The organism is Saccharomonospora sp. CUA-673, from assembly GCF_001942305.1.
GTDB lineage: Bacteria > Actinomycetota > Actinomycetes > Mycobacteriales > Pseudonocardiaceae > Prauserella.
The window spans coordinates 1-17,371 of the sequence record NZ_MKKE01000058.1; the positions used below are offsets into that span (position 1 = coordinate 1).

Genomic DNA, 17,371 nt, shown 5'->3' on the forward strand with positions numbered 1-17,371 from the left:
GTCGACGGGATGACACTCCGGGGGCGAGGTTTGTTTGGGTTTCGTGGGTGGTTGCGTTTCGGGGCTTGGTGGGAGCCTTTGCTTCGCTCGACCTCGGGTACGGACCGGGCTGGCGGCTGGTTGTTTGTCGAACTGGTGTTTGGTATCATGGGGCCGTGAACAGCGGTGATTCTCTTGCCCAGTCTGTGCAGTCGCTTCGTTTGCGGCGGGCACGGATTGATGCTGAGGAGATGAGGGTTCTGGCCTCGGCTGCGCCGTCGGACCCGGGCGAGTTGCCGTGGTTTGCCGAGTCGCTTGTTCCGGAGTATCGGGCCTCGCGGGAGTTTGTTCTCGGACGCGTGCATACCGCTGTTTCGCTGGTGTCGCGGATGCCTCGACTGCTGTCACTGATGGACGACGGGAAAGTCGAGTACTACGCCGCATCTCGGGTTGTGGACGTGACCGGTGTGCTGTCCGACTCGCAGGCTCGCGAGGTCGACTCGCTGTTGGTCGAGAAGCTTGCTGCGGCGGCCGAGACGATGTGGTTGCCGCACAACCTGGTTCGGGCCGTTCGGCGGCTCGTCGACAAGGTCGATCCCGCTGGTCGGGTTGAGCGGGCTCAGAAGGCTGACCAGGGCCGGAAGGTGACGCTCGAGCATGGGGAGAACTGCCAGTCGCGAATTGTGACCACCATGCGGTCCGAGGTGGCTGCCGCTTGCTATGCGCGGGTTGATTCGTTGGCGCGGCAGCGTAAGCGTGATGGTCACAAGCGAACCTATGACCAACTACGGGCCGACGTGGTCGCCGACCTGCTCTTGGGCAACGACCCCGGCGCGAAGACGCCCGAAGTTGCCGCGGTGGTCTACGTGCACATGCCCGTCGACACCGCCTTGTCGATCTCCGAAACCGGCGCCGAACTCGACGGCTACGGCCCGATCCCTGGCGCCATCGGGCGCGAGATCGCCACCAACCCCAAGTCGACCTGGCGGAAGGTCCTCTGCGACCCGGCCACGGGTGACCCGGTCGACCTGGGCCGGTCCCGCTACCGGCCCACCGCCACTCTCCGCGAAACCATGCGCGTCCGCGACCGCGAATGCGTCATCCCCTGGTGCCACCGACCAGCACGACACTGCGATACCGACCACGAACGCGAATGGGCCCGCGACAACGGCCCCACCTCCCTGACCAACCTCACCGCACGCTGCCGCCGACACCACCGCATGAAAAGCACCCCCGGCTGGACCACCACCCACAACCCCACCCACGGCACCACCACCGTCACCACACCACTCGGCACCATTCACACCGGATGGCGCACACCCGTCCTCACCCCGACACCGAAACCGCCACCCGGCCAACCGCGACCCGGCCAACAGCCCGGCCAACAACCACTCGGCCGACCACCTGACCCCGACGAACCGCCGTTCTAACGCTGCGACCTGTCGCCGAACCAACCGTCCCCATCATCGGCATCCACATCGGACCCGCCCGGCCGCACCCCCGCAGCCGAGTTCTCCGCCTCACCCCGCGCCGACGCATCCTGACCGCCCATCACCCGCTGTCCCCTGAGCTGTCGGGCTCAGCGGGTCGCCTCACGGTTGAACAGTTTCCGCGACCACAGGTAGCCGCCCACCGCGCACACCGCGGCCCAGCCCAGCGCCCACCACAGCCGGTCGCCCACCGGTGTTCCCGTCAGCAGCCCGCGCACGGTCTCGATGATCGGGGTGAACGGCTGGTACTCGGCGAACCAGCGCAGCCCGGCCGGCATCGACTCCGCCGGCACGAAACCGCTGCCGAGGAACGGCAACAGGATCAGCGGCATCAGCACGTTGCTGGCCGTCTCCACGCTCGAGGACGCCTGGCCCGCGGCCACCGCCAACCACACCAGCGCGAACGTCACGAACAGCAGCACGCCCGTCACGGCCACCCAGGCGCCCACTCCGGCGCTGGGGCGGAAACCGACCAGCAACGCCACCCCGAACACCGCCATGAGGGCGACGACGCTCTGGATCACGCTGCCCAGCACGTGACCGGTCAGCACCGACACCCTGGCGATGTGCATGGTGCGGAACCGGGCGATCAGCCCCTCCGTCATGTCCATCGCCACCGATACCGCCGTGCCCTGCACGACCGCGGCGATCGTCATCACCACGATCGCGGGCACGACGTACTCGACGTACTCGGCGCGCCCCGCACCGGCGCCGGCGATGCCCGCGCCCATCGCATCGCCGAAGACGTAGACGAACAGCAACAGGAACACCACCGGCATCGCGATCAGCGTCACCGTCATCGACGGGTACCGCACCATCCGTTTGATGTTGCGCCGCAACATCGTCGCCGAATCGCGCAGCGGAAAGAACTGTCCACCTCGGACATCGATCGTGGTCATCACGAACCTGCCTTCTCGTCGTGGGAACGTCCGGTCAGCGCCAGGAAGACGTCGTCCAGGTCGGGCCGGTGCACCGACAGGTCCTCGACGTCGATGCCGTCGCGGTCGAGGCGGCCGAGGAGGTCCCGCAACGCCGCGGCACCGCCATCGCTCGGCATACGCAGCGTGAGTGCGTCGTCGTCCCGGATCACCCGGTCGCCCAGCGTCCGGACGGCGGCAGCCAACTCCGCCGGCGCGGCGAAACTCAACCGGATGTGGCCGCCGGAGATCCGGCGCTTGAGCGCATCCGCGGTGCCCTCGGCGACCAGACGTCCGCGGTCGAGCACGCCGATCATGTCGGCCAACTCGTCGGCCTCCTCGAGGTACTGCGTGGTCAGGAAGATCGTGACGCCGCCCGCCACGACCTCGCCTGCGATCCGCCACATCTCCCGCCGGCTGCGCGGGTCGAGTCCGGTCGTCGGCTCGTCGAGGAAGATCACCTGCGGATCTCCCACCAGGGTCATCGCCAGGTCGAGCCGCCTGCGCATCCCGCCCGAGTACGTCGACGCCGGTGCGGCGGCCGCCTCGGTCAGGTCGAAGCGCTCGAGCAGCTCCGCCACCCTGCTGCGGCCCGGGGCGCGGCCGAGGTGGTGCAGATCCGCCATCAACCGGAGGTTCTCCTCACCGGTCAGCAACGAGTCGACGGCGGAGAACTGGCCGGTGAGACCGATCGCGGCGCGCACGCCGTCCGGATCGTGGTCCACGTCGTGCCCGGCGACCCGCGCCCCACCGCCGTCCGCGGTGATCAATGTGGACAGAATGTTCACGGTGGTCGTCTTGCCCGCACCGTTCGCGCCGAGCAACGCGTAGACGGTTCCCCGCGGCACGGTGAGGTCGAGACCGTCGAGCACGGCGACGTCCCCGAACGACTTGCGCAGTCCGACGGCCTCAATGGCCGGCGGTGCCTGATGCCGTGCCTGTGTCGGCTTCTGTGGCGGCTTGTGTGTCGTCATGGGTCGCTCCTCACGCGCGCCGGATCGTGATGTCGCCGTAGGACGTGGTTCCGCGCACCTCGACGGTGTTGTCGGCCCCGTCGGGACGGGGCGCACCGGAGAGCGTGTTGGTCAGCGTGCCGAACGACGTCGTCATGTCCACCCACGCCGCCGTGCCCTCGGCGACACCGATCTCGAGGTCGCCCATGGACGTGCCGAGCGTGGTCGCCCCGCGCACCAGTTCCCCGATCCGGATCGGCCCGTTCGCGCTCCTGACATCCACATCGGACTCGGCCCGGTCGACACGGATGGCGCCGTTGGCCGTGCGCAGCCGTGCATGGCCAACCGCCTCGTCGACGTCGATGTCGCCGTTCGAGCTCTTGACGTCGAGGGTGCCGCCGGCCCGGCCGACGCTCACCTGGCCGGACCCGGTGCGGATGTCTGCGGTGTCGTCGACGTCGTCGACGTTCAGGTGCCCGGCACCGGTCTGCAGGCGCAGCTGCGCTGCCTGCTCGACCCGCATGTTGCCTGCTCCGGTCTTCCACTGCACCGCGCCGAAGCGGCCCTGGCAGTCGAGGTTCCCGGCGGGCACCTTGCCGGTGACGTCCGATCCGGACGGCAGTTCGACCGTCACGTCGACCCGCCTGCTCCGCCGGGAGAAATCCAGGTAACCCTTCGGCCCGCTGATGCGCAGCTGACCCCCGGAGAGCTCCACATCAACCTGGCGTGCGGCATCCACATCGGACTCGTCGGCCGCGTCGACGGGTCCGATGTCGGCGCTGGTGTCGACGCGGTCGCTCGCGATGAACCGCACCGTGCCGGTGGCGCCGATGTCGACCGTGACCGAGATCGGCCCGGGTGTGTCGTAGGTGGGCATAGTGGTCCCCTCGAATCGTGTCGATAGCACATCTCTGCAGGTCAGCGATGTGTGATGGAGGACGGCCCCGCGACTGGCGCCGGGACCGGTTCGGTGTCGCTGCGGTTCGGTGTCGCTGCGCTGTGGTGTCAGCGCACCCAGCCGGTGTAGCGCTGTTGGCCACGGCTGTTGTTGTCGCGGGACGGCCCCGGTGCGGGGTCACCGCCCCTGCCTCGCTCGGCGTTCGCGACGGCATTCGCCGCGGCGCGCACCAACCACGCGTTGACCGAGCGACCGGCCTCGGCGGCGGCCTCTTCCACCACCGCCTTGAGCTGTTCGGGCAGGCGGACGTTGATGCGCGTGGTCGGCCCGTCCTCGGCGAACACCGGGCCGCCGTCCGGCTGCCCGTCGCCTGCGCCCTGCCCCGCACCGCCGTCGTGTTGCGGCTCGGCAGGGAGTGTCACGACGAACTCCGGCTCCCGTCCGCGCAACCTGAGCTCCACCGACCCCGGCGCCAACTCCCGGGTGATCTCATCGGCGGCGGCGGACAACGCGTCCAGCAGCGTCATCCGGATCGCGGACTCGAGCGGCCCGCTCAACTGCTCGACGAGCTCCCGCGCCTCCTCGCCCCGCACTTCGGCGAGGTTCGCGATCTCCCGGCCCAGGTTGCCCACATACGGCGTGACGTCCATGGCACCATCATGGCATCACTGTAGTGCCATCTGCAAGTAATTGGCACCAACTTTGGCTCACCCTGACTCAGGCGCGGCTCATGGTGGCGCACGGGTGGCTCAGACCCGGGGTGTGACTATCCGCGCACGCCGGCGTTGACGAGGATCTCCTCCAACGGGAGGGCCGTGCTCTCGGCGACCGTGCGGCCGCTCGCGGCGCAGTGGCGCTCCACGATGCGCCGCCCGACCGCGTACCCGGCATGGTCCGGCAGACCCACCGGCTCCTGGCCCATGCGCACCGCGGTCGCGTCGCCGTGCACGTACGGCGTGAGGTTCCACTGGCCCGCGACATCGATGTCGGCCAGCAGTTTCACCTCTGCCTGCTCGTACGCCGCACCGGTGAGCCTCGTCGACCACACGCCCATCGCGTCGGGTCCGTACAGCTCGCCGACGAACGCCTCCGCCAGACCCTCACCGACCGACTGCTCCCCCACCGTCACTGTCTCCGGGTTCCACACGACGTTGGCGTAGCGCATGTTGTGGTTCAGCTCGTGCACCGCGCAGTACGCCAGCCGGTCGACCGTCGAGGTGTCGGGCCACACCGTCAGGTGCACGAAACCGGGAATGCCGCCGAAGCCGAGGTATCCGCCGCTGCGCTCGAGCAGATGGTCGTCGTCCGGGTTGCCGAGCACGGTGACGACGTGCAGCTCGTCGGGGTGGGCGATGTCCGGCGTCGCCGCCAGCTGGTGCGCCCACGCCTCGGCCAGTGCCCGGCGCATCCCGCCGAGCACGTCCCGTTCGCGCATCAGCTCGAGCGCCGCCGACAACCGGTCGTCGTCGCGGTCCAGCGGGAACCCCGACCCGCCGGCGGTGTGCATCGCCACCGCGTCGAACGGCATCGACTCGTCGCCGCGCATCGGCACGCCGATGGTCGCGAACATGCCGGTCAACGGCTCGAGGATCTCCCGCAACGCATCGGGCCGCTGCTCGATCGGACGGGTGAGCAGCTCCTCGAGCTGGGACACGGTGTCGTGGACGACGATCTGCATGATCGTGACCGTAGACCGCCGCATCGGTGCCTGCGACCGTTTTTACCGATCCGGGATGCGCTCGGCCTCGCACACGAACGCCGTGGGCGTGCGGCCGATGCGGGTCAGCACGACGCTCGCCTCCGCCGGTCCGGACGGTTTGAGCCTGCGCCGCAACGTGTTCGGGTCGACGTCCAGCCCGCGGACGAGGATCTCCACCCGGCCGATGTCGCGCCGCCGCAACGTGGCCCTGAGTTCCTTCTCGCTGTACCGCCCGAACTCCAGCACCCGGAACGCGCGCACCCCGGGCGGCGGCGTGTCACCGGTGAGATACGCGATGCGTTCGTCGAGCTGCCACAGCCCGTGCCGCGCCGCGTACTGGCGCACCAGGCCCGCCCGCACGACGGCGCCGTCCGGGTCGATCAGCCACTGGCCCGGTTCGGCCGCCGGGACGTCGTCGGGTTCGCCGTCGGTGATCGTCCACTCCGTACCGTCGCCGCGCAGCACCGTCGCCCGCCTGCCTGCCGTGGCGAGGCCCTCGCTCCACAGGCACGACTCCCGCACCTGCCCGTCCAACGAGACGAGCTCGACCTCCCGCGCCCACGGGGCGACCGACGGATCCAGGCCCGGTGCGCATTTCACGACGAGGTCCCGCCCTGCGTGGACGTCGGCGAGCTCGTCGAGCGCGGGCACGAAATCGGCCGGTTTCCACGTGCGCCGGCCCGAGGAGTCCCGCCGTGCCGGATCGGCGACGACGACACCCTCGCGAGTCACCGGTGCCAACGCATCGGCCCGCACGAGCAGCGGCGCCACCCCGGCCCCTGCCGCGTTGTGGCCGGCCATCGCCAGTCGCACCTCGTCGAGGTCGGAGCCGACGCACGAGTCCGCCGTGGCGGCCAGTGGAACCAGGTCGGCGCCGATCGAGCACGTCACGTCGTGGACGTCGCGGCCCGCGAGCCGCCGCGCCCGATACCGCGCGACCGGCGACGCGCTCGCCTGCTGCAGCGCGTCGCCGGAAAGCAACCACGAGTGCGCCTCGTCCAGTTTGGACTCCGCTTTCCGACGCAGCACCGCGGTTTCCAGCACCGCGGCATAGCGTTCACCCACGACGCGCCGCGCGGTGGCCACATCGGACAGCCGACTCGCGTTCGTCAGCGGCAGGCTCGCGCAGTCGGCGACGGCCTGCTCGCCGTCGGCCGAGGCGAGGAACGCGACGTCGTCGAGGGTGAACGCGTACGGCAACGCTCGTGCTGCCTACGCCTCGGTGGCCGCGGCCGGCTTCGTGCCCGTGAGCATCACGTTGTAGAACAGCTCGCGCGGCAACACCTTCGACAGCAGCTTCTTGTCCACAGCGGACAGTTGGAGCCACAGCTTGTAGGCGAACCACCGCCAGCGCAGGGAGATCTTCTCCTCCGGCACCGCCGCCTCGACGGTGCGGATCGGCCAGCCCGCCAACGCCGCGCTGAACTCCTCGGTGACGGCCTTGACCTCGACCGCACCGGCCGACCGCGACATGCGCTCGAGCTCCGACGGGTCGAACGTGTGCAGGTCGACCACGGCCTCGAGGGCCGCGGCACGGGAGGACTCGTCGAGCTCGGCCTGCGGCCTGCGCCACCCGCCCAGCCCGGGCAGCTTGGTCACGTTCGTGGTGAGCCACCACGTCAGCTGACCGAGCTTGCGGGCGTAGAAGTCGCCGACCTTCGTCGGCTCGCCGGCGAACACGAACCGCCCACCCGGCTTGAGCACCCGCAGCACCTCGCGCAGCGAGGCCTCGACGTCCGGGATGTGGTGCAGCACCGCGTGGCCGATGACGAGGTCGAAGCTGTCGTCGTCGTACGGGATGCGCTCCGCGTCGGCGACGCGGCCGTCGACGTCGAGGCCGAGCTGCTGCGCGTTGCGGAGCGCGACCTCGACCATGCCCGGCGACAGGTCGGTCACCGACCCCTGCTTGATGACCCCGCCCTGCATCAGGTTCAGCAGGAAGAAGCCGGTTCCGCTGCCGAGTTCCATCGCCGTCGGGTACGGCTGGCCAGCCTGCCCGGCGACGGCCTCGAACACGTCGGTGGCATACGAGATGCAGCGCTCGTCGTAGGAGATCGACCACTTCTCGTCGTAGGTGCCGGCCTCCCAGTCGTGGTAGAGCACGTTCGCGAGCTTCGGGTCACCGTAGGCGGCCTGCACCTCTTCGGCGCTCGCGTGCGGGTTCGGTGCCGGGTCCTCGGGGGAGCCGGACGGGATCGTCGAGTCGGACACGCTCGTCACTTCCCCGTGAATTCGGCCTTGCCGGGGCCGTTCTCGATGAACGACTGCATCCCGGTCGCCTGGTCCTCGGTCGCCCACAGCGCCGTGAACAGCTGGGTCTCCAGCTTCAGCGCGTTGCGCAGGTCGAGATCCTGCCCGCCGTCGATGGCGGCCTTCGCGGCCTTCAGCGCCACGGCGGGGCCGTTGGCGAACTGTGCGGCCCACTTGTGCGCCGCGGAGTACACCTCGTCGGGCGCGACGACCTCGTCGACCAGTCCGATCGACAGCGCCTCCTCGGCCTTGACGAACCGTCCCGTGTAGACGATGTCCTTGGCCTTGCTCGGTCCGACCAGGCGCGTGAGCCGCTGCGTGCCGCCGGCGCCGGGGATGATGCCCAGCTGGATCTCGGGCTGGCCGACCTTGACGTTGTCGCCGATGACGCGACGGTCGGCGGTCATGGCCAGTTCGAGCCCGCCGCCGAGGGCGTAGCCGGTGACGGCCGCGACGGTCGGCTTCGGCAGCTCGGCGAGCGCGGCCAGGGAGGCCTGCAGCTCGGCACCGAACTTGTTGATCTCGACGTAGGACTTGGCCGCCATCTCCTTGATGTCGGCGCCGCCCGCGAACGTCTTCTCACCGCCGTAGAGGATCACGGCGCGGACGTCGTCCCGCTCGGTCGCCTCCTTCGCGGCCTCGGCGAGCTCCCGCTGCACCTGGTTGTTCAGCGCGTTGACCGGGGGCCGATCCAGCCTGATGGTGCCGACGCCTGCCTCGACCTCGAGTCGTACGAACTCGCCCACGCCTTCCTCCTTGAACGCCTTGTTCGTCGTGCGTGCCGACCGGGAGGTTACCGACCGGTAGTCAGTGCGACATTACCTGCGCCGCGCGAAGAAGCGATCACCCGAACGCTCCAGCACGAGGTCCTGGCCGAACGTAGCCGACAGGTTCTCGGCCGTCAGCACGTCGTCGAGCAGCCCACCGGCGACGATGCGGCCCTCGGCGAGCAGCAGCGCGTGGGTGAAGCCGGGCGGGATCTCCTCGACGTGGTGGGTCACCAGCACCATCGCCGGGGCGTCGGGGTCCAGCGCCAGGTCCGACAGACGGGACACGAGGTCCTCGCGGCTGCCGAGGTCCAGGCCGGCGGCGGGCTCGTCGAGCAGCACCAGCTCCGGGTCGGTCATCTGCGCCCGCGCGATGAGGGTGCGCTTGCGTTCGCCTTCCGACAGCGTGCCGTACTCCCGATTCGCCAGGTGCGCGATGCCGAGCGCGGCGAGCAGCTCGTCGGCACGTTCGGTGTCGAGCTCGTCGTAGCGTTCGCGCCAGCGGCCCATCACGGCGTAGCCAGCGCTCACCACGACGTCGCGGACCTTCTCGTCGGCCGGCACCCGTCCGTTGACGGCGGCCGAGGTGAAGCCGATGCGCGTGCGCAGCTCGAACACGTCGGTGCGGCCGATCCGCTCCCCCAGCACGTGCACCGTGCCCGCGGTCGGGTGCAGCTCGGCCGCGGCCAGCTTCAGCAGCGTGGTCTTGCCCGCGCCGTTGGGCCCCAGAATCACCCAGCGTTCGTCGAGTTCGACGGACCAGTCGACGTCCGAGAGCAGCTTGTTGCCGCTCCGTCGCACCTCGACGCCCGAGGTGTGGATCACCAGATCCTCGAGGTTGTCCGGTCCGTCGTCGTGTGTGTGCTCGTGCGCCGCGTTCACGGTGCACATTGTCGCCGACGCGCGCGCGAGTGCGACGTGTGGGCCCGCGACACGGGTCACACGCGTGAGTGACCCGTGTCGCGCGCCGTCACGCCACGGCGATGCGGCCGAGTTCGGCGGGGCTGTCGAGCAGCCGGTGCCGGGGCAGCACCCGCACCGTGTAGCCGAGGGCGCCCGCATGCGGCAGCCGCAGACGGGCCTCGAACACGCCGCGCTCGACCTGCTGCAGCGGCACGTGCACCACGTCCTGCAGGTCGTCGGTGTCGCCGACCCGGCCGACCACGGCCTGGACCTCGACCTCGTCGGCGTCGAGTCCGGCCAGGTCGACGTGGGCGCGCACCCGCACGTCCCCGCCGACGACCAGGGTGTCGGCACCGTCGGCGACGAGTTCGGTGTCGGCGATCCGCACCCGCGGCCAGGTCGTGTCGATCCGCGTGCGGTAGGCGGCGAGTCCGCGGGCACCGGCGTAGTCGTCGGCGGCGGCCTCGGCGCCCATCGCGGCGGCGGGCAGGTAGTAGGACTCGACGTACTCGCGCACCATCCGCGAGGCCTGCACGTTGGGACCGAGGGTGCGCAGCGTGTGCCACACCCGCGACATCCAGCCCCGCGGCACGCCGTGTTCGTCGCGGTCGTAGAACAGCGGCGCGATCTGCTGGCCGATCAGGTCGTAGAGCGCGGCCGCCTCGAGATCGTCGCGCTGCAGCGGATCGGTGACCCCGTCGGCTGTGGGGATGGCCCAGCCGTTGGAGCCGTCGTAGAACTCGTCCCACCAGCCGTCGCGGATCGACAGGTTCAGACAGCCGTTGAGCGCAGCCTTCATCCCCGACGTGCCGCACGCCTCCAGCGGGCGCGTCGGGTTGTTGAGCCACACGTCGCATCCGCGATAGAGGTAGCGCGCCATGGACATGCCGTAGTCCGGCAGGAACACGATGCGCCGGCGCACCTCCGGGTCGTCGTCGATGAACCGGACGATCTGCTGGATCAGCGCCTTGCCGCCCTCGTCGGCCGGATGCGACTTGCCGGCCACCACGATCTGGATCGGACGCTGCCGGTCGAGCAGCAGGGCGCGCAGTCGTTCCGGATCGCGCAACATCAACGTCAGGCGCTTGTAGGTCGGCACGCGGCGGGCGAAGCCGATCGTCAGCACGTCGGGGTCGAAGATCTGGTCGGTCCAGCCGAGTTCGAGCGGCGACGCCCCACGCTGGGTCCACGCCTCGCGTGCGCGCCGGCGCACCTCGCCGACGAGGTTCGTGCGCAGTTCCCTGCGCAGCTCCCACAGCTGTTCGTCGCTGACGTCGGAGGCGATCCGCCTGCCGTCGCCGTCGCCCTCGTGTCCCCATTCCTCGTCGTTGCCGCCGAGCAGCGCGGTCATCTCGCGCGCGACCCACGTCGGGCCGTGGACGCCGTTGGTGACCGACCGCACGGGCACCTCGTCGTCGTCGAACCCGGGCCACAGTCCGGCGAACATCCGCCGTGACACGCGCCCGTGCAGGGCGGAGACGCCGTTGGCGCGCTGCGCGAGGCGCAACCCCATGTGGGCCATGTTGAACATGCCCGGGTTCTCCTCGGCGCCGAGCGCGACGATGCGCCGCGGGTCGACGTTCGGCAGCAGCGCGCCGTCGCCGAAGTAGTGCTGCACGAGGTCGACGGGGAACCGGTCGATGCCGGCGGGCACGGGCGTGTGCGTGGTGAACACCGTGCCCGCCCGCACCGCGGGCAGCACCTCGTCGAACGCCAACTCCCGTTCGCCGAGGATCTCGTTGGCGCGTTCCAGACCCAGGAAACCCGCGTGTCCCTCGTTGGTGTGGAACACCTCGGGCTGCGGGTGGCCGGTGAGCTCGCAGTAGCGCCGCACGGCCCGCATACCGCCGATGCCGGCGAGGATCTCCTGCCGGATCCGGTGGTCGGCGTCGCCGCCGTAGAGCCGGTCGGTGGTGCGGCGCAGGTCGTCGTCGTTGCCGTCGACGTCGGTGTCGAGCAACAGCAGCACGGCCCGGCCCACGCTGGCCTTCCACACCTGCGCGTGCAGCCTGCGCCCGCCGGGCATGGCGACGTCGACCAACGCGGGCTGCCCGGACGGTTCGGTGACCAGTTCGAGCGGCAGTCCGTCCGGGTCGATGACCGGGTAGTGCTCGACCTGCCAGCCGTCGAGCGAGAGCGACTGGCGGAAGTAGCCCGCGCGGTACAGCGGGCCCACGCCGATGATCGGCACCCCGAGGTCGGACGCGGCCTTCAGGTGGTCGCCGGCGAGCACGCCCAGCCCGCCCGAGTAGTTCGGCAACGCCTCGTGCACGCCGAACTCCATGGAGAAGTAGGCGATCGCGGCCGGCACCCGTTCGTGCTGTTCGGCCAGGCGCTGGTACCAACGCGGTTCGGTGAGGTACCGGTGCAGGTCGTCGACGGCGGCGCGGGTGCGCGCGAGGAAGTCCTCGTCCCGCGCGAACTCCTCGAGCCTGCCGCCGGGCATCTCGGTGAGCATCCGGAGCGGGTCGCGGATCCTGCGGAACAACGGGTCGTCCATCGACGCGAACAGGTCGCGAGTGGGCGGATGCCAGGTCCAGCGCAGGTTGGTGGCCAGCGCCGTGAGCCCGGCGAGCTGGTCCGGTACGCGCGCGTGCACCGTGAAGCGGCGGACTGCTCTCATGGTGCGATTCAACCTACTTGATCGTCGGCGCGCTCCGTGGGGGCCGTGCGCGGCGGCGCCGGCGATCGCACGTTCGGCGCAGTTCGTCGCGATCCGGCGCACCGGCTCGACTCGAATCAGTACAGTGCACCCATGATCACTGGGGGGCGCGGTGTGCGCACAACGGTCCGGGTCGCTGCGGCGTGCACCGCCGCCGCGCTGGTGCTGACCGCCTGCGCGGGTGAGCGGGTCGAGGGGGAACTGCAGACCGAGGGCGACGTCGCGGGCCTTCCGGTGACGCATTTCGAGAGCGGACTCAAGGAGAACGCGCCCGAACCGGATCTGCGGGCCCAAGGGATCACCGACGAGGACGTCGACCAGTTGGCGCTGGCCTCGGCCGCCGACACCACCGACTACTGGGACGAGGTCAAGCCGCAGGACTTCGACGAGCCGTTCGAGCACGTCGAGGAGTTGCTGTCCTACAACCCGGAGACCGACAGCATCGACGTGTGCGGTGCGAACACCAGCCAGCTCGGGATGAACGCCTTCTACTGTCCGCTCAACGACATGGTCGCGTGGGACCGCGGCGTGCTGATGCCGTTGCTCAACGACAAGTTCGGACCGATGGCCGTGACCGCGGTGATCTCCCACGAGTACGGCCACGCGGTGCAGACCCGGCTCGGGGAGAAGGCCGGGATCGACGACTCGACGTCGACGATCGTCAAGGAACAGCAGGCGGACTGTTTCATGGGCGCGCACATGCGCTGGATCGCGGAGGGCAACAGCGACTACTTCGAACTGTCGACCTCGGACGGGCTGAACGAGGTGCTCGGTGCCCTGTTCATGATCCGCGATCCCGCGGGCACCGATTTCACCCATGACGGCGCGCACGGTTCCGGGTTCGACCGGACGTACGCGGTGCAGCTCGGGTTCGAGGAGGGCGCCGCGCGGTGCGCCGACATCGACCAGGCCGAGGCGGAGGAACGCATCACCGAGGTTCCGTTCCGCAATGCCGCCGACCGTGCGACGCAGGGTGAGGCGCCGATCAACATGACGACGATGGGGTACGTGCAGCGCAGCCTCGACGCCGCGTTCTCCGGCGCCGGGGTGGAGCCGCCGAAGCTGGTCGAGGGCGACGGCACGTGCAACAGCGGCGTGTCCACCCCGCCGGTGTCGTTCTGCGAGGACGCCAACGAGGTGAACATGGACATGGCGACGCTCCAGGAGATCGGCCAGCCCGCCGATCTTCAGGCCGACGCGCCGGTCAGGAGTCGCCGAACGCGGGGCTGGGCGATTTCGCGGCGTTCTCGGAGGTCGCGTCCCGGTACGTGCAGGGCATCCAGAAGGGCGTCGGTGCCCCGACGACAGGCGCCCAGGCGGGTTTGCGGACGGCGTGCCTGGTGGGTGCGTGGGCCGACTACACCAACAGTGAGGACGGGGAGGGGATCTACCTCTCCCCCGGTGATCTGGACGAGGCGATCGCCGAGTTGATGCAGCCGCGCAGCATGTTGGCGGCCGATATCGAGGGCCACCAGGTGGCGAACGGTTTCGCGCGTATCGAGGCGTTGCGCAACGGTTTCTTCGAGGGTTCGCAGATCTGCAGCGAGAACTACAACTGAGCGGTCGAACGTACGACAGGCCCGTGGAGCGTTGCTCCACGGGCCTGTCGGTGTCCGCGGCCGCTGTGGTCGGCGTCGGAACGCTGCGGGCCGGTCAGAACAGGGCGCTCGCGAGGTCGCGGCGAGCCTTGGCGATGCGTTCGTCGGCGGGGTCGAACAGCTCGAACAGGCCGACGAGGTGCTCGCGGGCGCGGTCTCGGTCGTCGCCGGCGCTGCGACGGACGACGTCGATGAGACGACCGAAGGCGGCGTCGACCTGCTGGGCCGCGACTTCCTGGTCGGCGGCGGCGAGCTGTACATCGAGGTCGGACGGGTCGGCGTCGGCCTTGGCGATGACCGAGGCGTCGGCCTGGCCGGCGCGGGCCGCGAACCGCACCTGGTTCAGCGCGGCCTTGGCCTGTTCGTTGGCGGGTTCGGCGTCGAGGATCTGCTGGTAGGCCGCTTCGGCCGCGGCGAGGTCGCCGCGGGCGAATGCGTCCTCGGCTGCGGTGAACCGTTCGTCCTCGGGTTCCTCGGCCGGTTCGGCGCTATCGCCCTCGGCTGCGGCGCGGATGCCGGGGAGCTTGTCGCGCAGCGCCTCGAGCAGCCGGTCCAGCCACTGTTTGATCTCCGGTTCGGGCAGCGCGCCGGAGAACGCGTCGACCGGCTGGCCGCCGGCGATCGCGACGATCGTCGGGATCGACTGCACGCCGAACAGTTGGGAGATGCGCGGGTTGGCGTCGACGTCGACCTTCGCCAGGACCCACGCGCCGCCCGATTCGGCGGCGAGCTTCTCGAGCACGGGGCTGAGCTGTTTGCACGGGCCGCACCATTCGGCCCACAGGTCGACGACGACCAGCCGTTCCATGGAGCGGTCGACGACGTCGGTTTGGAAGCTCGCCTCGGTGACGTCGAAGACGGCGGGGCCGGGGGCCGCGTCGCCGGGGGCGCCGGCGCTGCCGGGCGGCTGCGCGGTGTCCCCGCCGGCCGGCGGGGACGCGGGTTGTTGTTTCGTCGCTTCGGCGCGCTGCTTCAGACCGGACAGGTCGACGGCTCCGGAGAGCGCTCCCGGTCCCCCTGGCGTGTTGCGTGGCTGTGTCACGGTTCCATCCTGCACGGACTGCGGAGATGTTCGTTACCGGTGGAATCCTAGCGAATCCGCAGCTCCGCGCCGTCCGGCCGCGCCGTTCACCGGTCGCGGAGGTGTTGTTCGACGCGGGCGATCTTGGCGTCGAGCTGGTCGGTGTAGCCGGGGCGGATGTCGGCCTTGAGGACGAGGCCGACGCGGGCGGCGCCTTCGCCTGCGGCGTCGACGGCGCGTTTGACGACGTCCATGACCTCGTCCCAGTCGCCTTCGATCTCGGTGAACATGGAGCTGGTGCGGTGTGGGAGCCCGGATTCGCGGACGACGCGGACGGCGCGGGAGACGGCTTCGCTCACTCCGCCGTCGGCTTCGCCGTCAGGGGACCCGGCCGGGCTGACGCTGAATGCGACGATCATGTCGTCCAGCGTGCCTGAGGCGGGTGCGGGCGGGAAGCGTGCTCGCTGCTAACTTCGGTCGCCATGAACCGTCCGTTGCCGTTCGACCCGATCGCCCGTGCGGCGCAGTTGTGGGAGGAGCGCATCGGGCCGTCCGGGACGATGGCTGCGGTCACCGGTGTGATGCGGGTGCAGCAGATTGTGCAGTCCGCGGTCGACGGGGCGTTGAAGACGCAGGGGTTGACGTTCGCGCGGTACGAGGCGCTGGTGTTGTTGACGTTCTCGCAGCGTGGGGCGTTGCCGATGCGCGTGATGGGTGAGCGGTTGCAGTTGCATCCGACGAGCGTGACCAACATCGTCGACCGGTTGGAGAAGGACGGGCTGGTCAAGCGGTTGCCGCATCCGACGGATCGACGGACGACGTTGGTGGAGATCACCGACGCGGGCCGCGAGCGTTATGAGGCGGCGACGAAGTCGGTCACCGACATCGATTTCGGTTTGGTCGGGTTGACCGATCGGCAGACGGGACAGCTGACCGAGTTGTTGACCCGCGTGCGTAAGGCGGCCGGCGATTTCGCCGAGGAGTGACCCCACCACCACACAGGCGGCGGGGTCGACTCAGCGCGTGGGTTCGGTGGCGCCGGTCAGGCGTTGGCGGTGCCGCGCACGAACAGCGACGTGCCGCCGTGTTCGATGTGCTGCGGTCCGTCGAGCTTGCCGCGGCGCAGTGCCCAGGCCTCGAACCACCAGGTGAACAGGGGCGGGATGCTGGCGAGCACGGCGAGCGTGAGGGTGCGGAAGTTCCAGCCGAGCGGCTTGGCGACGCCCAGCGCCACGACGATGTAGAGCACGAACAGTGCGCCGTGCACGGCACCCAGGACGGGCACGCCGCCCTCACCGAGCTGGACGACGTACTTCAGGAACATGCCGATCAGCAGGCCAGCCCACGAGAGCGCCTCGGCCACGGCGACCACGCGGAACAAGACGGCGGCCTTGTTCGACAACGGTTCCTCCTCCACTTCGTCGGTGTCGCCCGGGCGGCGACTCCTTCACTTTCTGTATACGGCAACGACCACTCGGACGCGCAGCATCCCCTGGCGTTCCGTGACCGTCCTCACCACCGCGGCTACCCAAGTGCAGGACAGGTCACAACACCCCGTGACAATTCCGGACATCGAGGATGTTTTTCGAGGTCTCCTCGATTCAGAACGGCGGCTCGTCGGGCAGTGGTGGTTTCGGTGTCGGCGGCAGGGTATTCGGGGCCAGGATGGATGTGCGCTCGCCGGTGTGGGTGCGTCCGAGGGGTGTGGTGACCGTGGTGGTGCCGTGGGTGGGGTCGTGGCGGGTGGTCCAGCCGGGTGTGTTCTTCATGCGGTGGTGCCGTCGGCACCGTGCTGCCAGGTTGGCCAGTGAGGTGGGTCCGTGGTCGCGGGCCCATTCTTGGAGGTGGTCGGTGTCGCAGTGGCGTGCGGGACGTCGGCACCAGGGGATGGTGCACTCCCGGTCACGCACGCGGATGGCTTCGCGGAGGGTGGTAGTGGGTCGATACCGCGACCGACCCAAATCGACCGGATCACCGGTACCCGGATCACAGAGGACTTTGCGCAGCACGCTGTTGGGGTTGGCCATGATCTCTCGGCCGAGTGCTCCGGGGATGGGCCCGTAGCCGTCCAGCTCAACCCCGGTCTCGGAGATCGACAACGCAGTGTCGACGGGCATGTGTAGATAGACCATGGCTGCAGCCTGAGGGACCTGCGCACCAGGATCGTTGCCCAACAGCAGGTCGACGGCGATATCAGTGCGGAGCTGCTCAAGGGTGCGGGACTCGCCCTTCTT

18 protein-coding genes are annotated in these 17,371 nt (G+C 69.8%); 4 read left to right on the top strand and 14 right to left on the bottom strand.

Features of this window, described 5'->3' with window-relative positions; genetic code table 11:
• Positions 1 to 185 precede the first annotated feature (185 nt).
• Positions 186 to 1,409 (top strand): HNH endonuclease signature motif containing protein, encoded by a 1,224-nt coding sequence (locus tag BJF85_RS21805; protein WP_075849910.1) that lies wholly within the window; start codon positions 186 to 188, stop codon positions 1,407 to 1,409.
• A gap of 149 nt (positions 1,410 to 1,558) precedes the next feature.
• Here the strand turns inward: BJF85_RS21805 and BJF85_RS21810 are convergent, their stop codons facing one another.
• From BJF85_RS21810 to glgP, 10 genes are all read right to left on the bottom strand, one after another.
• Positions 1,559 to 2,368 carry an ABC transporter permease gene (locus BJF85_RS21810; protein WP_075849911.1) on the bottom strand — a complete coding sequence of 270 codons (810 nt, stop codon included), beginning with the start codon at positions 2,366 to 2,368 and terminating at the stop codon, positions 1,559 to 1,561.
• A complete protein-coding gene (locus BJF85_RS21815) occupies positions 2,368 to 3,360 on the bottom strand; it encodes an ATP-binding cassette domain-containing protein (protein WP_075849912.1) in 993 nt (330 codons plus the stop codon). The genes BJF85_RS21810 and BJF85_RS21815 overlap by 1 nt, the downstream gene beginning before the upstream one ends.
• Before the next feature lie 10 nt (positions 3,361 to 3,370).
• Positions 3,371 to 4,216, bottom strand: a complete 846-nt coding sequence (locus tag BJF85_RS21820; protein WP_075849913.1) for a DUF4097 family beta strand repeat-containing protein — start codon at positions 4,214 to 4,216, stop codon at positions 3,371 to 3,373.
• A gap of 128 nt (positions 4,217 to 4,344) precedes the next feature.
• Positions 4,345 to 4,887, bottom strand: a complete 543-nt coding sequence (locus tag BJF85_RS21825; protein WP_075849914.1) for a toxin-antitoxin system HicB family antitoxin — start codon at positions 4,885 to 4,887, stop codon at positions 4,345 to 4,347.
• Positions 4,888 to 5,003: 116 nt separating this feature from the next.
• On the bottom strand, positions 5,004 to 5,915 hold the full coding sequence (locus BJF85_RS21830) for a DUF2268 domain-containing protein (RefSeq protein ID WP_075849915.1): 912 nt from the start codon (positions 5,913 to 5,915) through the stop codon (positions 5,004 to 5,006).
• A 42-nt stretch (positions 5,916 to 5,957) separates the two neighbouring features.
• The gene (locus BJF85_RS21835) at positions 5,958 to 7,136 is read right to left on the bottom strand and encodes an SAM-dependent methyltransferase (protein WP_075849916.1); all 1,179 of its coding nucleotides are present in this window, start codon (positions 7,134 to 7,136) and stop codon (positions 5,958 to 5,960) included.
• A 12-nt stretch (positions 7,137 to 7,148) separates the two neighbouring features.
• Complete coding sequence (locus BJF85_RS21840) at positions 7,149 to 8,147, bottom strand: class I SAM-dependent methyltransferase (RefSeq protein ID WP_255375838.1); 999 nt, start codon at positions 8,145 to 8,147, stop codon at positions 7,149 to 7,151.
• A 5-nt stretch (positions 8,148 to 8,152) separates the two neighbouring features.
• Entirely contained in the window at positions 8,153 to 8,932 is a 780-nt protein-coding gene (locus BJF85_RS21845; protein ID WP_075849917.1) for an enoyl-CoA hydratase/isomerase family protein, read from the bottom strand.
• Between the two features lie 72 nt (positions 8,933 to 9,004).
• Positions 9,005 to 9,835, bottom strand: coding sequence for an ABC transporter ATP-binding protein (locus BJF85_RS21850; protein WP_255375839.1), 831 nt, complete (start codon positions 9,833 to 9,835; stop codon positions 9,005 to 9,007).
• Positions 9,836 to 9,923: 88 nt separating this feature from the next.
• Positions 9,924 to 12,479 (bottom strand): alpha-glucan family phosphorylase, encoded by a 2,556-nt coding sequence (glgP, locus tag BJF85_RS21855; protein ID WP_075849919.1) that lies wholly within the window; start codon positions 12,477 to 12,479, stop codon positions 9,924 to 9,926.
• Between the two features lie 153 nt (positions 12,480 to 12,632).
• On the opposite strand from glgP, the gene BJF85_RS21860 reads away from it, so the two are divergent.
• A complete protein-coding gene (locus tag BJF85_RS21860) occupies positions 12,633 to 13,949 on the top strand; it encodes a neutral zinc metallopeptidase (protein WP_369822263.1) in 1,317 nt (438 codons plus the stop codon).
• Positions 13,949 to 14,077, top strand: coding sequence for a hypothetical protein (locus BJF85_RS31685; RefSeq protein WP_369822264.1), 129 nt, complete (start codon positions 13,949 to 13,951; stop codon positions 14,075 to 14,077). The genes BJF85_RS21860 and BJF85_RS31685 overlap by 1 nt, the downstream gene beginning before the upstream one ends.
• A 94-nt stretch (positions 14,078 to 14,171) precedes the next feature.
• Here the strand turns inward: BJF85_RS31685 and trxA are convergent, their stop codons facing one another.
• Positions 14,172 to 15,158 (bottom strand): thioredoxin, encoded by a 987-nt coding sequence (trxA, locus tag BJF85_RS21865; protein WP_075849924.1) that lies wholly within the window; start codon positions 15,156 to 15,158, stop codon positions 14,172 to 14,174.
• A gap of 86 nt (positions 15,159 to 15,244) precedes the next feature.
• The gene (locus BJF85_RS21870) at positions 15,245 to 15,556 is read right to left on the bottom strand and encodes a thiamine-binding protein (protein WP_075849920.1); all 312 of its coding nucleotides are present in this window, start codon (positions 15,554 to 15,556) and stop codon (positions 15,245 to 15,247) included.
• A 63-nt stretch (positions 15,557 to 15,619) separates the two neighbouring features.
• Here BJF85_RS21870 and BJF85_RS21875 point away from each other — a divergent pair, with 63 nt between their 5' ends.
• Positions 15,620 to 16,123, top strand: a complete 504-nt coding sequence (locus tag BJF85_RS21875) for a MarR family winged helix-turn-helix transcriptional regulator (protein WP_075849921.1) — start codon at positions 15,620 to 15,622, stop codon at positions 16,121 to 16,123.
• 56 nt (positions 16,124 to 16,179) lie between these two features.
• Here the strand turns inward: BJF85_RS21875 and BJF85_RS21880 are convergent, their stop codons facing one another.
• Positions 16,180 to 16,539 carry a DUF3817 domain-containing protein gene (locus tag BJF85_RS21880; RefSeq protein ID WP_075849925.1) on the bottom strand — a complete coding sequence of 120 codons (360 nt, stop codon included), beginning with the start codon at positions 16,537 to 16,539 and terminating at the stop codon, positions 16,180 to 16,182.
• 199 nt (positions 16,540 to 16,738) lie between these two features.
• Positions 16,739 to 17,371, bottom strand: a 633-nt coding sequence (locus tag BJF85_RS28190) for an HNH endonuclease signature motif containing protein (RefSeq protein ID WP_187346953.1), incomplete at its 5' end; no start/stop codon positions are given.

What these genes read in the sequence shown, in the direction of transcription:
- BJF85_RS21810 (WP_075849911.1), bottom strand. Translation starts at nt 2,368, where the DNA reads ATGACCACGATCGATGTCCGAGGTGGACAGTTCTTTCCGCTGCGCGAT.
- BJF85_RS21815 (WP_075849912.1), bottom strand. Translation starts at nt 3,360, where the DNA reads ATGACGACACACAAGCCGCCACAGAAGCCGACACAGGCACGGCATCAG.
- BJF85_RS21820 (WP_075849913.1), bottom strand. Translation starts at nt 4,216, where the DNA reads ATGCCCACCTACGACACACCCGGGCCGATCTCGGTCACGGTCGACATC.
- BJF85_RS21825 (WP_075849914.1), bottom strand. Translation starts at nt 4,887, where the DNA reads ATGGACGTCACGCCGTATGTGGGCAACCTGGGCCGGGAGATCGCGAAC.
- BJF85_RS21830 (WP_075849915.1), bottom strand. Translation starts at nt 5,915, where the DNA reads ATGCAGATCGTCGTCCACGACACCGTGTCCCAGCTCGAGGAGCTGCTC.
- glgP (WP_075849919.1), bottom strand. Translation starts at nt 12,479, where the DNA reads ATGAGAGCAGTCCGCCGCTTCACGGTGCACGCGCGCGTACCGGACCAG.
- BJF85_RS31685 (WP_369822264.1), top strand. Translation starts at nt 13,949, where the DNA reads ATGCAGCCGCGCAGCATGTTGGCGGCCGATATCGAGGGCCACCAGGTG.
- BJF85_RS21870 (WP_075849920.1), bottom strand. Translation starts at nt 15,556, where the DNA reads ATGATCGTCGCATTCAGCGTCAGCCCGGCCGGGTCCCCTGACGGCGAA.
- BJF85_RS21875 (WP_075849921.1), top strand. Translation starts at nt 15,620, where the DNA reads ATGAACCGTCCGTTGCCGTTCGACCCGATCGCCCGTGCGGCGCAGTTG.